15 protein-coding genes are annotated in these 13,317 nt (G+C 69.4%); 9 read left to right on the top strand and 6 right to left on the bottom strand.

Annotated features, from left to right (window positions below; translation table 11 throughout):
- Positions 1-13 precede the first annotated feature (13 nt).
- Together GGR16_RS18010 and GGR16_RS18005 are read right to left on the bottom strand one after the other, a co-directional pair.
- On the bottom strand, positions 14-523 hold the full coding sequence (locus GGR16_RS18010) for a YciE/YciF ferroxidase family protein (protein ID WP_026015059.1): 510 nt from the start codon (positions 521-523) through the stop codon (positions 14-16).
- Between the two features lie 161 nt (positions 524-684).
- On the bottom strand, positions 685-1,431 hold the full coding sequence (locus GGR16_RS18005; protein WP_026015060.1) for a Crp/Fnr family transcriptional regulator: 747 nt from the start codon (positions 1,429-1,431) through the stop codon (positions 685-687).
- A 144-nt stretch (positions 1,432-1,575) separates the two neighbouring features.
- Between GGR16_RS18005 and GGR16_RS18000 the strand changes: the two genes are divergently transcribed.
- The 3 genes from GGR16_RS18000 to GGR16_RS17990 are packed head-to-tail and all read left to right on the top strand — an operon-like array spanning position 1,576 to position 3,100.
- Positions 1,576-1,908: a four-helix bundle copper-binding protein gene (locus GGR16_RS18000; RefSeq protein ID WP_019401732.1), complete on the top strand. Its 333-nt coding sequence runs from the start codon at positions 1,576-1,578 to the stop codon at positions 1,906-1,908.
- A 26-nt stretch (positions 1,909-1,934) separates the two neighbouring features.
- On the top strand, positions 1,935-2,921 hold the full coding sequence (locus GGR16_RS17995; protein ID WP_246373158.1) for an SDR family oxidoreductase: 987 nt from the start codon (positions 1,935-1,937) through the stop codon (positions 2,919-2,921).
- 20 nt (positions 2,922-2,941) lie between these two features.
- Positions 2,942-3,100 (top strand): hypothetical protein, encoded by a 159-nt coding sequence (locus GGR16_RS17990; RefSeq protein ID WP_019401734.1) that lies wholly within the window; start codon positions 2,942-2,944, stop codon positions 3,098-3,100.
- A 22-nt stretch (positions 3,101-3,122) separates the two neighbouring features.
- On the opposite strand, the gene GGR16_RS17985 is transcribed toward GGR16_RS17990, so the two are convergent.
- Entirely contained in the window at positions 3,123-4,316 is a 1,194-nt protein-coding gene (locus GGR16_RS17985) for a citrate synthase family protein (protein ID WP_183317491.1), read from the bottom strand.
- An 87-nt stretch (positions 4,317-4,403) separates the two neighbouring features.
- Between GGR16_RS17985 and GGR16_RS17980 the strand changes: the two genes are divergently transcribed.
- Positions 4,404-5,540 (top strand): citrate synthase, encoded by a 1,137-nt coding sequence (locus GGR16_RS17980; RefSeq protein WP_183317490.1) that lies wholly within the window; start codon positions 4,404-4,406, stop codon positions 5,538-5,540.
- A gap of 72 nt (positions 5,541-5,612) precedes the next feature.
- On the opposite strand, the gene GGR16_RS17975 is transcribed toward GGR16_RS17980, so the two are convergent.
- The 3 genes from GGR16_RS17975 to GGR16_RS17965 are packed head-to-tail and all read right to left on the bottom strand — an operon-like array spanning position 5,613 to position 9,113.
- Positions 5,613-6,929, bottom strand: coding sequence for an ABC transporter substrate-binding protein (locus GGR16_RS17975; RefSeq protein WP_183317489.1), 1,317 nt, complete (start codon positions 6,927-6,929; stop codon positions 5,613-5,615).
- A 50-nt stretch (positions 6,930-6,979) separates the two neighbouring features.
- A complete protein-coding gene (locus tag GGR16_RS17970) occupies positions 6,980-8,266 on the bottom strand; it encodes an ABC transporter substrate-binding protein (RefSeq protein ID WP_183317488.1) in 1,287 nt (428 codons plus the stop codon).
- A 55-nt stretch (positions 8,267-8,321) separates the two neighbouring features.
- Complete coding sequence (locus GGR16_RS17965; protein WP_183317487.1) at positions 8,322-9,113, bottom strand: FadR/GntR family transcriptional regulator; 792 nt, start codon at positions 9,111-9,113, stop codon at positions 8,322-8,324.
- 88 nt (positions 9,114-9,201) lie between these two features.
- On the opposite strand from GGR16_RS17965, the gene GGR16_RS17960 reads away from it, so the two are divergent.
- From GGR16_RS17960 to GGR16_RS17940, 5 genes are read left to right on the top strand one after another with little or no spacing between them, the layout of a single operon-like run.
- A complete protein-coding gene (locus tag GGR16_RS17960) occupies positions 9,202-10,347 on the top strand; it encodes a mandelate racemase/muconate lactonizing enzyme family protein (RefSeq protein ID WP_019404307.1) in 1,146 nt (381 codons plus the stop codon).
- 4 nt (positions 10,348-10,351) lie between these two features.
- On the top strand, positions 10,352-11,245 hold the full coding sequence (locus GGR16_RS17955) for a carbohydrate ABC transporter permease (protein WP_019404308.1): 894 nt from the start codon (positions 10,352-10,354) through the stop codon (positions 11,243-11,245).
- Positions 11,235-12,080: a carbohydrate ABC transporter permease gene (locus GGR16_RS17950; RefSeq protein WP_245258958.1), complete on the top strand. Its 846-nt coding sequence runs from the start codon at positions 11,235-11,237 to the stop codon at positions 12,078-12,080. Before GGR16_RS17955 ends, GGR16_RS17950 begins: the two co-directional genes overlap by 11 nt.
- Positions 12,081-12,094: 14 nt before the next feature.
- Complete coding sequence (locus GGR16_RS17945; RefSeq protein WP_019404310.1) at positions 12,095-12,982, top strand: DUF6772 family protein; 888 nt, start codon at positions 12,095-12,097, stop codon at positions 12,980-12,982.
- A complete protein-coding gene (locus tag GGR16_RS17940) occupies positions 12,982-13,317 on the top strand; it encodes a hypothetical protein (RefSeq protein WP_019404311.1) in 336 nt (111 codons plus the stop codon). The genes GGR16_RS17945 and GGR16_RS17940 overlap by 1 nt, the downstream gene beginning before the upstream one ends.

The raw sequence follows: 13,317 nt of genomic DNA, 5'->3' as shown, positions 1-13,317 counted from the left end.
GCCGCGGCGCGCGTCAGCGCTTGGCCTCCTCGAGGTCCGCCATGTCACGGTCGAGGAAGGTATGCGTGGCCTCCGGCGCGTGATTGGCGAGCCAGGCCGCCATGGCCTCCTCCTCGCGGCAGATTTCCGCGCAGACGCGGGCCGTCTCCATGTCGCCCGCCGCCTCCGCGGCGCTCGCCAGGATACGGTAGGAAATCGCCTCGAACTGCTCGAAGGCGTAGCTCACCAGGGCGGCCTTCACCACCTCGTCCCCGGCGACGAGGCCGGTAAGGCCTTGCACCATGGCCGTCAGCTTGCCGGCCGCGTCCTTGAGGCCGGAAGGCGCCGTGCCGCGCCGGGCGAGGCAGCCCTCGACGAGCGTGCGCTGCCGCTCGGTTTCGGCGAGGTGTTCCTCGATCCTGCGGCGGAACTGGGGATAGTTCTCGAGGCGCTGGATCTGGGCCCGCAGCACCTGCTCGGCCTGTTGCTCCATGGCGTGGGCGTCGCGCAGCCAGCGATCGAGCCATTCGTCTTTCGTCGGCATGATCATGTCTCCGTCGGGTTGTGATGGGCGCGGCGGAGCGGCGACGTGCGAAGCGCACCGGCCGGGAGAGAGGCAACGATGACGCCTGCGAGCGGCCGGCACGCCCCGCCGGTTTCCAACCGTAGCGGGTTGCGATTGTTCCGTGCGGCCCGTGGCGCGCTTCAGGTGGTTTCGAGCGGCGCCCGGGCCTCAGGCCGCGCCTGTTCGCGCAGGTGCAGATGGCGCGGATTGAACATGGCGTAGTCCTCCAGCGCTTCGAGGTCGGGCATCAGGACCTCGCCGTTCTCGAAGTCGACGACCCCGCGACGGCGCAGGAACTGCAGCGTCCGGTTGACGTGCACGACGGAGAGGCCGAGGGCATCGGCAAGCTCCGGCTGCGTCACCGGAAACGTGAACCGCCCCCCGTCCGCCAGACCCACCGCCCTAAGCCGGTGGTAGATCTCGCAGAAGAGATGGGCGGTGCGTTCGCCGGCCGACCGCCGGCCCATGTTGAGGATCCATTCCCGCGAGATCGCCTCCTCGACGAGCGTCGCCCACCACAGGGCGGTCGTGATGCGCGGGAAGCGGGCCGTGATCCCACGGATCTCCTCCGCCGGCAGGACGACGACCTCCGCCGCCGTCACGGCGGCGATGGAATGGTCCATCTCCTCGAGGATGAACACGCGCAGGTCGCAGATGTCGCCCGGCACGAAATAGCCGAGGATCTGCCGCCGGCCGTCGGGCAGGGCCTTGTAGCGGCAGGCGAAACCCGACAGGACGAGATTGACCCCCTGCGGCCGCTCGCCCTCCCCGATGATGATCTCGCGCGGCGCATAGAGCATGGGCTCGGATGCCAGCGCTTCGATCGCGGCCGTTTCCTCGGCGTCGAAAGTGCTGAAGTTGCTCAGTTTTCTCAACAGGGGGCTCATGGCTCGCTCCGTCCTCGTTCTGCGGCCGGGGCGCCCCGGCGGTCGTCATCGCTCAATGCGGAGCCGATCGGCGCGGTTCCGCCGGCGGGGGGAACAATGGGGGACGGGCGCGATTGGGAGGGCATTCGGACAGGGAGAATCGCCATGCATCACATCGACCAGAACATGCGCGCCTGCATCGATGCGTGCCTTCATTGCTACGGGACCTGCCAGTCGACCGCGATGGGCCACTGCCTGGAGCTCGGCGGCGCCCATACCGAGAAGCGGCATTTCACCCTGATGATGGCCTGTGCCGAGATCTGCCGCACGGCCGCGCATTTCATGCTCATCGGCTCCGAGCATCACCGGCACGTCTGTGCCGAATGCGCCGAGATCTGCAGCCAGTGCGCCGACGATTGTGAGCGTATCGGCGACATGCAGGCCTGCGTGGAGGCCTGCCGCACCTGTGCCGAGCACTGCCGCAAGATGGCGGCGTGACCCTGTTCCGCAGCACGGAGGTTTTCATGTCCGACACTCGCCAAGGCATGTCGAGCGACGCCGGCGCCGCAGCGGCGCGCCAGCGTGAGGTGCAGAAGCAGGTCGATGCCGCCGACAGCCGCAAAGACGGTGGCGGCGGCGATGGCGCGATGCAGGCCGGCGCGCGCCACTATCCCGAGCCGCCCTTCCCGGAGCAGCATCACCGCAAGCCCGGCGTCGAGGCCAAGCTCTCGCCGGCACCGATGTACGATGCGCCCTACTACCTCGGCTCGAAGAAGCTCGAAGGCAAGACGGCGCTCATCACCGGCGGCGATTCCGGAATCGGCCGGGCCGTGGCGGTGCTCTTCGCGCGCGAGGGGGCGGATGTCGCCATCGCCTATCTTTCGGAGCACGAGGACGCCGAGGAGACGCGGCGTGCGGTGGAGAAGGAAGGCCGCCGCTGCATCCTGCTGCCCGGCGACGTCGGCAGGCAGGAGACCTGCGAGGAGACGGTGAAGCGCGTGCTCGACGAATTCGGCAAGCTCGACGTGCTCGTCAACAATGCCGCCTTCCAGTACCACGCCTCCGATATCGAGGATCTCACGCCGGAGCATTTCGACACGACGCTGAAGACGAATCTCTACGGCTACTTCTTCATGGCCAAGGCGGCGATCCCGCACATGAAGCCGGGCTCGGCGATCATCAACACAGGCTCGATTACCGGCATCGACGGCAGCAAGGAACTCATCGACTATTCGATGACGAAGGGTGGCATCCACGCCTTCACGCGGGCGCTGGCGTCCAACCTCGTGTCGCGCGGCATTCGCGTCAACGCCGTCGCCCCCGGGCCCGTGTGGACGCCGCTCAACCCGTCCGAGCGGCCGCCGGAGCAGGTCGCGCAGTTCGGCGCCAAGGTGCCGATGAAGCGCCCGGCCCAGCCGGAGGAGATCGCGCCCGCCTATGTCTTCTTCGCCTCGCCGCACTGTTCCAGCTACATCACGGGCGAGATCCTGCCCATCATCGGCGGCTACTGAGGCGGAGGACGGAGGCACCCATGGGTGAGTATTTCTGGTTCTTCCTCGTCGCCATCGGCCCGGTGTTGTTCGCGGCCGCCGTCATCTACGTCCTGATGCGGCGCCGGCGGCTGAGCCCCGGCGAGCGGGAGAAGCAGCACCGCAAGATCAAGGAGCTCTACGGAGACCGCCGCGAGTGAGCGCGGGGCGGTTCGCCCCTTCTCAGGCGTCTTCGGCGGAAGGGCCGGTGTAGCGCGCACGGGGGCGGATGAGCCTGTCCTCCAGCCGCTGCTCCAGCGCGTGGGCGATCCAGCCGACGGTGCGGCCGACGGCGAAGATCGCGAGCGCCGCGCCCGCCGGCAGGTTGAACGCCCGGCGCAGGGCCACCAGCGCGAAATCGATGTTGGGCAGCCGCCCGGCGCTTGTCTGCATGACCTCCGCCAGGGCATCGCGGGCAGCATCCGCCGGCAGCAGCGGCAGGAGGGCGGCGGCGCGCGGGTCACCCTCCGGATAGAGCGGGTGGACGAAGCCCGGCACGCCTTCGCCCCGCCTGAGCCGCGCCTCCACGACCGCGGCCGCGTCGCCGGCCCGCTCCACCTCATCGAACAGGATCTCGACCAGGCTCGTCGTGCCGCCGTGCAGGGGACCGCTCAGGGCTGCGAGGCCGGCGTTCAGGCAGGCGCCGAGCGAGGCGCCCGTCGATGCGACGACGCGCACGGCGAAGGCCGAGGCATTGAGCTCGTGATCGGCGGCGAGCACCAGCGCCCGCCGCAGGATGTCGGCGCCCGTCTCGTCAAGGTGCCAGGCCCGGGTGAGATGCCGGTGGACGTCGTCACCGTCCGGCTCCGTCCCGCTGGCCGCGGCGGCGGTCGCACGCAGCAAGGCCGCGGCGCCGGGCCATAGGCTGCGCACGTCCCGCTGCCAGGCAATGGCGCGGCCGGCGGGAACGAGCGGCAGCAGCGCCTGGCACCGTTCCGTCAGCGGCAGGTGGGCGAGGCGGGCGAGAAGCGCGGCATCCCAGGGGGCGCCTGTGGGCGCCCCGGCAAAGGGATCCCGCCCCTCGCAGTTCCAGAGGAGCCGCGCCGTGTCCTCCAGCGTCGCCGTCTCGGCCCAGCGGGTCGCCTCGTGGCCGCGATAGTAGAGGCGGCCGTCCTCGATGAGCGTGATGGCGGATGCGAGGACCGGCAGGCCCCAGTCGAGCGTCGTCTCCGCGACCCGGGCGGGTCGGCGGCCGGTTTCCTTGCGCCGCTTGAGCGCCTCGATGTCGTGCGCGCTGTAGAGGCGCCGGCGCGGATCGCCCGCGGCCTCGCCCGTGCGGATGAGGCCGCGGCTCACATAGGCATAGAGCGTCGCCCGGCTGACGCCGAGGCTCTGCGCAGCCGCCCCCGCGTCCATGAACCGGTCGTGGTCCGCCATCGTCGCTCCTAGATTGATTACATGAATCAATATTGACTATATGTATTCCAGCGCCATCCTCGCGGCAAGCTTTTCGCGAGGATGACCATGACGAGCCGTTCAAACCCATCACCGCCCGCCCTTGCCCCGCTTGCCGCTCACGCCGCGCCGGGGCTCGACGATGTCATCGCCGCCGAAACCGTGCTGAGCCATGTCGATGGCGCGGCCGGGCGCCTGATCGTGCGCGGGCACGATCTGGAGGCCCTTGCGAGCAGAAGCTTCGAGAGCGTGCTCGCCCTGCTGTGGCGGGACCTTGCGCCCGAGCCGATGGAGGAGGCCGAGATCCGCAGTGCGCTCGGCCGTGCGCGCACCCACACCTTCGCGCTCCTGCCGCCGCTGCTGCCGGCAACGGACGGCCTCGCGCCGGTCGAGGCGCTGCGCCTGCTGCTGTCGGCGCTGGCGGACGCGGAGGGTGGGCCGCATCACGTGCTGGCCGTTGCGGCGGTGCCGGTCTTCGCCGCGGCGATCCACCGCCGCCGCGCCGGGAAGGATCCAGTCGCGCCGGATATGGATCTGGGGCAAGCGGCGGATTTCCTCAGAATGCTGCACGGCAGCCCGGCTGCAGAGAGCCACGTGCGGGCGCTCGACACCTATCTCGTCACCGTGGCCGACCACGGCCTCAACGCATCGACCTTCACGGCGCGCGTTATCGCCTCGACCAAGGCGGGGCTGTTCTCATCGGTCATCGGCGCGCTCTGCGCGCTCAAGGGGCCGCTCCACGGCGGGGCGCCGGGGCCGGTGCTCGACATGCTCGACGCCATCGGCGAGGAAAGCCGCATCCGCCCGTGGCTGGCGGAGGCATTGGCGCGCGGCGAACGGCTGATGGGCTTCGGCCACCGCATCTATCGCGTGCGCGACCCGCGGGCCGACGTGCTGAAGGGCGCCGTGGCCGGCCTGCGCGATGCCGGCGGCCGCATCCGCTTTGCCGAGGCGGTGGAGGCGGAGGCCCTTGCCCTGCTCGCCGAGCGCAAGCCGCTGCGGCCGCTCGAGACCAATGTGGAGTTCTATACGGCGCTCGTCCTCGAGGCCGTGGGCTTCGCACGCGACGGCTTCACCAATGTCTTCGCGGCGGGCCGCATGGCGGGCTGGACCGCCCATGTGCTGGAGCAGGAGAAGGCCGGCCGGCTGATCCGGCCGCAGTCGCGCTATGTCGGGCCGATGCCGGCCCCGCGGACGGGCGCCTAGAGCCGGATCCGATCAGGTTGGAACCTGATCGGATCGGACCCGGGGAGCGCGTCCGGCGCTTGAAGGGCAACGTCAGCCGAGCAGGGGCGCGACGCGCTTCACCGCGTCCGCCATGGCGTCCTGCGGCGTCTTCATGCCGAAGACGGCGGCCTGCGTCTCCTCGATGAAGATGTCGTGGGCGCGGGCCTGCTCGTCGAAGGCGGGCAGGTGGATGCGCGAGGCGGCGACGGCCTCGGCCTCCACGGCGGCGTAGGGATAGCTCTTGCCGAAGGCCGGGTCGGCATAGGTCTTGATGCGCACCGGCCCGTTGCCGTTGAGCGCCATCTGCATCGTCGCGGCGGGCGAGGACAGGTGCCGGATGAAATCCCAGGCGGCGCGCTGGTTCTTCGAATTGGCGGGGATGACGAGCGACCAGAACTCCACCGTCGGGGCATAGCTCGCCTTGCCGGCGAGCGCCTCCGCCATCGGCGGCACCAGCGGCTTGAGCTTGCCCGGATAGCGCGACTTCTGCGGGTCGTTGTAGGAGGCGAGGCGGGCGAAGGGTTGGATACTCATGGCGGCGCGGCCCTGCTGCATCCAGGTCGTCAGCTCCTCGTTGTTGAGCGTCGCCGTGTTGCGCGGCAGGACGCCGTCCTTGTAGAGCGAGGCGAGCACCGTCAGGGCCTCGACCATCGGCGCCTCGGCCGCCACGATCTTCCGGTCCTCGGTCATGTAGTCGCCATCGAGGCAGCGGGCGATCGTCAGGAAGTTCGAGGCGAAGACCGGCGTGAAGGCGAGGCCGTAGACCTGGGTGCCGTCGTCGCGCTTGAAGGTGAGCTTGCGCGCCGCCTCGACGAGTTCCTCGAAGGTCTTCGGCAGGGCGACGCCGCGCTCCTCGAACAGGGCCTCATTGTAGATGATGACGTTGGTGGCATGGCGCACGGGCACGCCGTAGAGCGCGCCGTCGAGCTGCAGGGGCTTCACGAGCCCCGGCGCGATGTCGTCGAACTCGGCGATCGGCGCCTCCTTCAGGAAGCTGTCGAGCGGCGTGAAGAGCTTGAGGTTGCGCGGCACGGCCCGGCCGTTGAGCAGATAGGCAACGTCGATCGTCGTCGTGCCGAGCGTCGCCTCGCGCAGGAGGCGCTCGTGGATGGCGTTGACGTCGCCGAGCGTCACCCACGAGGCGGTGTTGCCGCTCTCCTGGCGCCATGCTTCCGTCGCGTCGCCGCCCGGCCCGGTCGTCGCGGCAGCCTGGTGGACGCGATGGCCGAAGACGTTGAGTTCGAGCCCCGCGGCCATGGCCGTGCGCGGCAGGAGGCCGGCGAGCGCGGCCCCGGCCGAGAGCTGCAGCATTTGGCGGCGTGACAGACGCCAGCCGTCATTCCTTGCCCAAGCGATATCCTCCGCCATCGCGGATCTCCTCCGGTTTCGTTGTTTTAATCGCCCGCCGCGCTGCGTCGTCAGGACGGCAGCAGCGGCCTGACCCGTTCGACGACCGATGTCATGGCCGCCTCGGGGCTCTTCATGCCGAGGACCGCCGCCTCGGCCTCTTCCTTGAAGATGTCGCCGGCACGCGCCGCCTCGTCGAAGGCGGGCACCGGCACGCGCGCCACCTTGAGGACGTCGCGCTCGGCATCCGCATAGGGTACCGACGCCCGGAAGCCGGCATCGTCATAGGTCGAGGCGCGGACGGGACCGTTGCCGCTCAGCGCCATCTTGAGCGTCGCGTCCTTCGTCAGCATCGCCTTGATGAAGCTCCAGGCGAGGTCCTTGCGCGTGCTGTTCTTGGGGATGGCGAGGCCCCAGAACTCGACCTTCGCCGGCGCGACCGCATAGCGGTCCTTCAGCGTTTCCGAGATCGGCACGGCCCCCGTCATGATCTTGCCGGCGAACTTGCTCTTCTGCGGGTCGTTGAAGATGCGATTGCGGCCCATGCTCTGCAGGGCCATCGCGGCGCGGCCCTGCTGCATCCAGGTCGCCACCTCCTCCGTCGTCAGGGCGGCGAAGTTGCGCGGGAAGGCGCCGGCCTCGAACAGGCCGCGCAGCAGGCGGATGGCATTGAGCATGCCCTCCTGATCCGCCACCACCTTGAAATCCTTCGTGATGAAATCGCCGTCCCAGGCGCGGGCGATGTCGATGACATTGGGATAGGTGACGCCCGGCATGCACAGGCCGACGCAGTTGGTGCCGTCGGCGCGCTTGTAGGTCGAGGCCTTCGCCACCTCGACGAGCTCTTCCATCGTCGCCGGCGGTTTCTCGAAGCCGCGCTCGGCGAGGATGTCGGCATTCCAGTGCAGGCCGGACGAGGCGTGCCGCACGGGCATGGCGACGAGCCGGCCGCCGACGGTCATGCCCTCGATGAGGCCGGGGAAGATGTCGGCGACATCCTCCGGCGGGTCGCTGCGCATGTAGTCGTCGAGCAGCTCGAAGAGCTCGGCCGTGCGCGGCACCGCCTGGGTGTTGAGGATGAAGCCGACGTCGACGCTCGTCTGCGACAGGGAGGCCTCGCGGAACAGGCGTTCCTGCAACGGTCCCGTGTCGAACGTCGTCCATTCGACGGTGATGCCCGTATCGGCCGTCCAGGGGGCGGTGACGTCGCCGCTCTGGCCGGTTGCCACGGTCTTGTGGACGCGGTGGGAAAAGACCTGCAGCGGCGGGCCCTTGGCCGCCTGGCCGAAGGCGATGTTCGGGGCTGCCAGCGCCGCGCCTGCCGTTGCCAGCAGCGTCCTTCTGTCGATCGGTGCCATTCTCGTTCCCTCCCTTCGGGCCCGTTCTGCTGCGGGCCTCGCTGGTGATATGGGCCTAGCCCGGCCGGCCCGGCGTCGGGTCCGGCCCGAAGATCTCGCGGATGGCGGCATCGGCGGCGGCGAAGTGGCTGCGCATGGCCGCCTCCGCCGCTGCGGGATTGCCCTCCTCGATCGCCTCGGCGATGAGGGCGTGGCGCGCCAGCGTCACGCGCCAGTCGTCCATGGTGCGCGCCTCGCGCGCGTTGAAGCGCACCATCATGATGCGCACGACCGGCTCGAGCCCCTTGAGCTGCAGCATGACGAGCCGGTTGTGCGCCATCGCCGCCACCTGGTTGTGGAAGGCGAGGTCCGCCTCGATCCACGCCGGCACGTCGCCGAGCGTCGCCTCCATCCGCTTCAGGATGTCGTGCATCACGGCGACGTCGGCCTCGGTGCGCCGCTCGGCGGCGAGGGCGGCGATATGCGGCTCCAGCATGCGGCGCAGCTCCACCGCCTCGCGCAGGCCGTGCTTCGTGCTGCCTATGGCGAAGCGGTAGAAGCGCGCCAGCGGCCCGCTGTCGATGGCGCGCACGCGGCTGACCTTGCCCTGCTGCACCTGGATGACGCCCATCGCCGCAAGCTCGCGCAGCGCCTCGCGCGCGATCGGCTTGGAGATGCCGAAGGTGGCGGCGATTTGCCCCTCGGAGGGCAGGGGATCGCCGGGCTTGAGGCGGCCGTCGATGATCGCTTCCGTCAAGCGCTCGATGACCGCGTCGCCGAGACGGCTCGGCGCGATGTCGGCTGCGCCGAGGAGCGTCGCCCAGTCATCGGCGCGGGCATCGGTCGCGATGTCGAGTTGATCCTGCATGGCGCCTTCATCGCATAAACCCAGCAGGGTTGCAACCTAGAAACTTATCAGATAGGTGAGATGCAGAGAGGAAACCAGAGGCGGGATCATGCCCGACACCAAACGGCCGGCAGCCGGCCGCATCGCACGGGTTGAGGCGCATCCACTGCGCGCCACGCTGCCGACAGCGCAGCGGACATCGCAGGGCGACTGGGCGACGATCGAGATCGTCGTCGTCGAGGTGGAGACGGACGAGGGCCTCGTCGGCTTCGGCGAGTGCCTCGGCCGGCGCGGCGCGGCCGCCTACGCGCGCTTCATCGAAGGCGTGCTCGCGCCGAGGATCCTCGGCGAGGATGCGCTCGACCGGCGCCGGTTGTGGAACGCCATGCGCGGCGCGCTCACCGGCCGCGTCGGCGGCATGCTGGTCGAGGCTGTCGCCGGTGTCGACATCGCCCTGTGGGATATTGCCGGCAAGGCCGCCGGCATGCCGGTGGCGAAGCTCCTCGGCGGCGTCGGGCGCGGCACGGTCCCGGCCTATGCCTCCTCGATCAACTGGTTCGACGACGCGTCCGTCGAGGCGGAGGTCGCGGCGGCGCTCGATGCCGGCTTCCATCAGATCAAGGTGAAGACCGGCCGCTCCGTGCCCGCCTCGATCGACCGCATCCGCCTCGTGCGCCGCCTCGCCGGCGATGCCATCGGCCTCAGCGTCGATGCCAACTGGGCCTATGACCTCGACGATGCGGTACGCGTCGGCCGCGCGCTCGAGGAGTGCGGCTACGACTGGTTCGAGGAGCCGCTGCGGCCAGAGGACCGCGCGGGCTATCGTCTGCTGCGCGACAAGCTCGACGTGCGGCTCGCCGCGGGCGAAAGCGACTTCACGGCGCTCGACGCCCTGCCCATGCTGCAGGACCGGTCCATCGGCCTCATCCAGCCGGACGTGGCGCGGGCCGGCGGCATCACCGAGACCTGGCGCATCGCCGAGCTCGCGCAGAGCTTCAACGTCGCCTATGCCCCGCACGTCGGCTGGTCGGGCGCCATCTGCGTCGCCGCCAGCCTGCAGCTCGCCGCCGCTGCGGAAAACTGCCTTGCCTTCGAATGCATGGTCTATCGCAACCCTTTGCGCGAGGCGCTGCTCATGGAGCAGGTCGGCGATCCGGCGACGATGGTCGACGGCGCGCTGCCGGTGCCGGCCGGCCCGGGCCTCGGCATTACCGTCGACCGGGCGGCGCTCGCCGCCCACCGCATCACGGAGTGACCGCATGGCGGCCTTCTCGATCTCCGCCATGCAGGAGCCGCGCCGGGCGCTGCCCTATGTCGCCCCCGCGCTCGCGCTGCTCGCCTTCGTCATCCTCATTCCCGCCGCCTATGTGCTGTGGCTTTCCTTCCAGCAATCGACCTTCGGCCGGGCGGCGACCTTCGTCGGCTTCGCCAACTACGCCAAGATTCTCGCCGATCCCTATTTCTGGCGGGCCCTGGGCAACACCGTCGTCGTCGTGCTCATCGTCGTGCATGTCGAGGTCGTGCTCGGCCTCGCCATGGCGGTGCTCTTCGCCGGCGGCCTACCCTTTCGGAAGCTGCTCATCGCCGCCGTCCTCGCGCCTTATGCGGTGAGCGAGGTCGGCGCCGTCGTCATGTGGCGCACCTTGTTCGATCCCGACACCGGTTTCATGACGCGGGTGCTCACCGGCCTCGGCCTGCCGCCGCTCGAATGGTCGGTGGTGCCGAGCCACGGGCTCGCGCTCGTCGCACTGCTCAGCATCTGGCTGCACCTGCCCTTCACCTTCATCATCCTCTATGCGGCGCGGCTCGCCATCCCGAAGGACCTCTACGAGGCGGCGGAGATCGACGGGGCGAGCGCCTGGCAGAGCTTCCGGCGCGTCACGCTGCCGCTGCTCATGCCGGCCATCCTCGTCGCCATGCTGTTCCGCTACATCTTCGCCTACCGCCTGTTCTCGGAGGTGTGGCTGCTGACGCAGGGCGGGCCGGCGCGCTCGACAGAGGTCGTCGCCGTCTACCTCTATCTCGAGGCCTTCCGCTACAACGACTTCGGCGCGGCGAGCGCGACCGGATGGCTGATGGTGGTGACCTCGCTCCTGCTCGCCGCCTTCTACCTGCGCCGGCTCTACCGGGAGATGTTCGCCCGTGCCGACTGATCCTGCCTTCACGCCCTCCGGGCTCATGCGCCTCCTCGGCAAGGCCGTTGCCGTCGCCCTGGTGCTCGCCTGGTCGCTCGGGCCGATCGCGCTCATCGTGAGCGCCGCCTTCACGCCCGAGCGCGACATCTTCGCCACCGGCGTCGCCTGGCGGCCGACCTTCGAGAACTTCGTCGCCCTGTGGCAGCGCTGGGGCGACTTCTTCACCGGGCTCGCCAACAGCTTCATCGTCACCGTGGGCGCGACGCTGCTCGCGGTGCTCACCTCGACGCTCGCGGGCTTCGGCTATTCGCGCTGGCGCAGCCGTTTCCTCTCCGGCTCCGTCTTCGCCATGATCGCGCTGCGTCTCCTGCCGCCCATCGTGACGACGCTGCCGCTGTTCCCGATCGTCAACGCGCTCGGGCTCAACGACACCCATGCGGTGCTCATCATCCTCTATGCGGCCTTCTTCGTGTCGCTCGGCACCATGGTGATGCGCACCTTCATCGACCAGATCCCGCGCGAGCTCGACGAGGCGGCGATGATGGACGGGGCGAGCCAGGCGCAGATCTTCCGCCGCGTCATCCTGCCCCTGTCGGCGCAGGGCATGGTGGCGGTCGCCATCTTCGTCATCGTCTATGCGTGGAACGAGTTCCTCTTCGCCTTCATCTTCACGACGAAGAACGCCAAGACCGCGCCCCTCGTGCTGTCCGAGATGATCGGCTCGCTCGAGGGCGTCGAATGGGGCGTCCTCTTCGCCGCCACCACTGTGCAGCTCCTGCCCATCCTCGCCTTTGTCGTCCTGTGCCAGCGCCATCTCATCGAAGGCCTGACGGCGGGCGCCACCAAGGGCTGAGAAGGACCATCCCGATGACACTCGACCGCCATGAGATCGCTTCGGCCCTGCGTCTCGCCGATCCCGCCCTGTCGCGCTTCGACCCGCTGCGGCGCATCATCGCCTTCGACGATTTCGACCGCGGCTTCTGCGGCTGGACGCAGCTCGTCGGCAATTACGAGGACACGCTCGATGCCATGCATCCGGGCTATGCCCAGCATTCACAGGCCATGCTGTCGACCTTGCCGACATGGGACTTCGGCAGCCATGGCGGCTTCGACGGCAGCTATGCGCTGAAGATCGCAACCCGGCCGCGGGCGGGCGCGCGCAACGTCTCGATCAAGCGGCTCACCTTCCGCCGGCGCGGCCCCATCCGGCTCGAGTTCTACTTCACCTTCAAGCCCGAGGCGAACGAGCTGCGCCTGTCGGAAACCGACGTGCGCTCCATCGGCTTCCTCTACGACCTGCAGACGGGGGACCAGGACGGCGACGCCTGGCGCATCATGCCGCATCTGCGCTTCCTCAACGCGCTCGACGGCGCGCATGTGCAGAAGTGGCAGTTCAAGCGCCGCAACGAGCCCTTCGCCGCGGTCGGCGCCGGGAACAAGACGGTGACGCACTATCACCTGGCGCCGGAAGGGTGGGAGGACATCGCCGGCGGCGGGCAGAGGCTCTGCTACAACGAGATTCCGACCAAGGTGAACTGGCACTACTGCCGCTTCGACTTCGACCTTGCGACCATGCAGGCGACCGGCCTTGCCTGCAACGACCGGGAATTCGACCTGTCGGGCTTCGACAGCATGCGCATCCCGGCCATGCGCAACCTCTGGTGCATGCTGAACCTCGCCTTCTTCGTCGAGACGGACACGGACAAGCGCGCCAGCCTCTTCATCGATTCCGTCTGCCTGTCGGGAGATTTCTGATGCTGCGCGAAAGCCAGGCCGCCGTCGTCGCCCGCAACGAGGAGTGGCGGGGCGCATCCGCCACCGAACCCTACGAGGCCGGCTGGGCGAGCGAGGCCGTCGTCTTCGTGCGCGCCCTGAAGGACGCGGTCGGCGCGCCGGGCCGTGCCCGCGTCGAGCTGTCGCCCGACGGCATGCACTGGGTGGCGGAGGGCAGCGCGTTCGACCTGCCGGTGCGGGCCGGCGAAGTCACCTTCGCGCGCGTCGCGCATTTCGGGACGTGGCTCAGGATCGCCGCGGACCTGCCCGAGGGGGCCGCGCTCACCGTCCTCGTCACCTGGCATCTGAAGGCCTGA

Origin of the sequence: Chelatococcus caeni, from assembly GCF_014196925.1 — a bacterium.
Classification (GTDB): domain Bacteria; phylum Pseudomonadota; class Alphaproteobacteria; order Rhizobiales; family Beijerinckiaceae; genus Chelatococcus_A; species Chelatococcus_A caeni.
The sequence above is the reverse complement of the archived record's forward strand: the minus strand, read 5'-3'. Positions and strand labels throughout refer to the sequence as shown.

Excerpts from the sequence above, each read along its gene's own strand:
- GGR16_RS18010 (WP_026015059.1), bottom strand. The coding sequence starts at position 523 with ATGCCGACGAAAGACGAATGGCTCGATCGCTGGCTGCGCGACGCCCAC.
- GGR16_RS18005 (WP_026015060.1), bottom strand. The coding sequence starts at position 1,431 with ATGAGCCCCCTGTTGAGAAAACTGAGCAACTTCAGCACTTTCGACGCC.
- GGR16_RS18000 (WP_019401732.1), top strand. The coding sequence starts at position 1,576 with ATGCATCACATCGACCAGAACATGCGCGCCTGCATCGATGCGTGCCTT.
- GGR16_RS17995 (WP_246373158.1), top strand. The coding sequence starts at position 1,935 with ATGTCCGACACTCGCCAAGGCATGTCGAGCGACGCCGGCGCCGCAGCG.
- GGR16_RS17990 (WP_019401734.1), top strand. The coding sequence starts at position 2,942 with ATGGGTGAGTATTTCTGGTTCTTCCTCGTCGCCATCGGCCCGGTGTTG.
- GGR16_RS17985 (WP_183317491.1), bottom strand. The coding sequence starts at position 4,316 with ATGGCGGACCACGACCGGTTCATGGACGCGGGGGCGGCTGCGCAGAGC.
- GGR16_RS17980 (WP_183317490.1), top strand. The coding sequence starts at position 4,404 with ATGACGAGCCGTTCAAACCCATCACCGCCCGCCCTTGCCCCGCTTGCC.
- GGR16_RS17975 (WP_183317489.1), bottom strand. The coding sequence starts at position 6,929 with ATGGCGGAGGATATCGCTTGGGCAAGGAATGACGGCTGGCGTCTGTCA.
- GGR16_RS17970 (WP_183317488.1), bottom strand. The coding sequence starts at position 8,266 with ATGGCACCGATCGACAGAAGGACGCTGCTGGCAACGGCAGGCGCGGCG.
- GGR16_RS17965 (WP_183317487.1), bottom strand. The coding sequence starts at position 9,113 with ATGCAGGATCAACTCGACATCGCGACCGATGCCCGCGCCGATGACTGG.
- GGR16_RS17960 (WP_019404307.1), top strand. The coding sequence starts at position 9,202 with ATGCCCGACACCAAACGGCCGGCAGCCGGCCGCATCGCACGGGTTGAG.
- GGR16_RS17955 (WP_019404308.1), top strand. The coding sequence starts at position 10,352 with ATGGCGGCCTTCTCGATCTCCGCCATGCAGGAGCCGCGCCGGGCGCTG.
- GGR16_RS17945 (WP_019404310.1), top strand. The coding sequence starts at position 12,095 with ATGACACTCGACCGCCATGAGATCGCTTCGGCCCTGCGTCTCGCCGAT.
- GGR16_RS17940 (WP_019404311.1), top strand. The coding sequence starts at position 12,982 with ATGCTGCGCGAAAGCCAGGCCGCCGTCGTCGCCCGCAACGAGGAGTGG.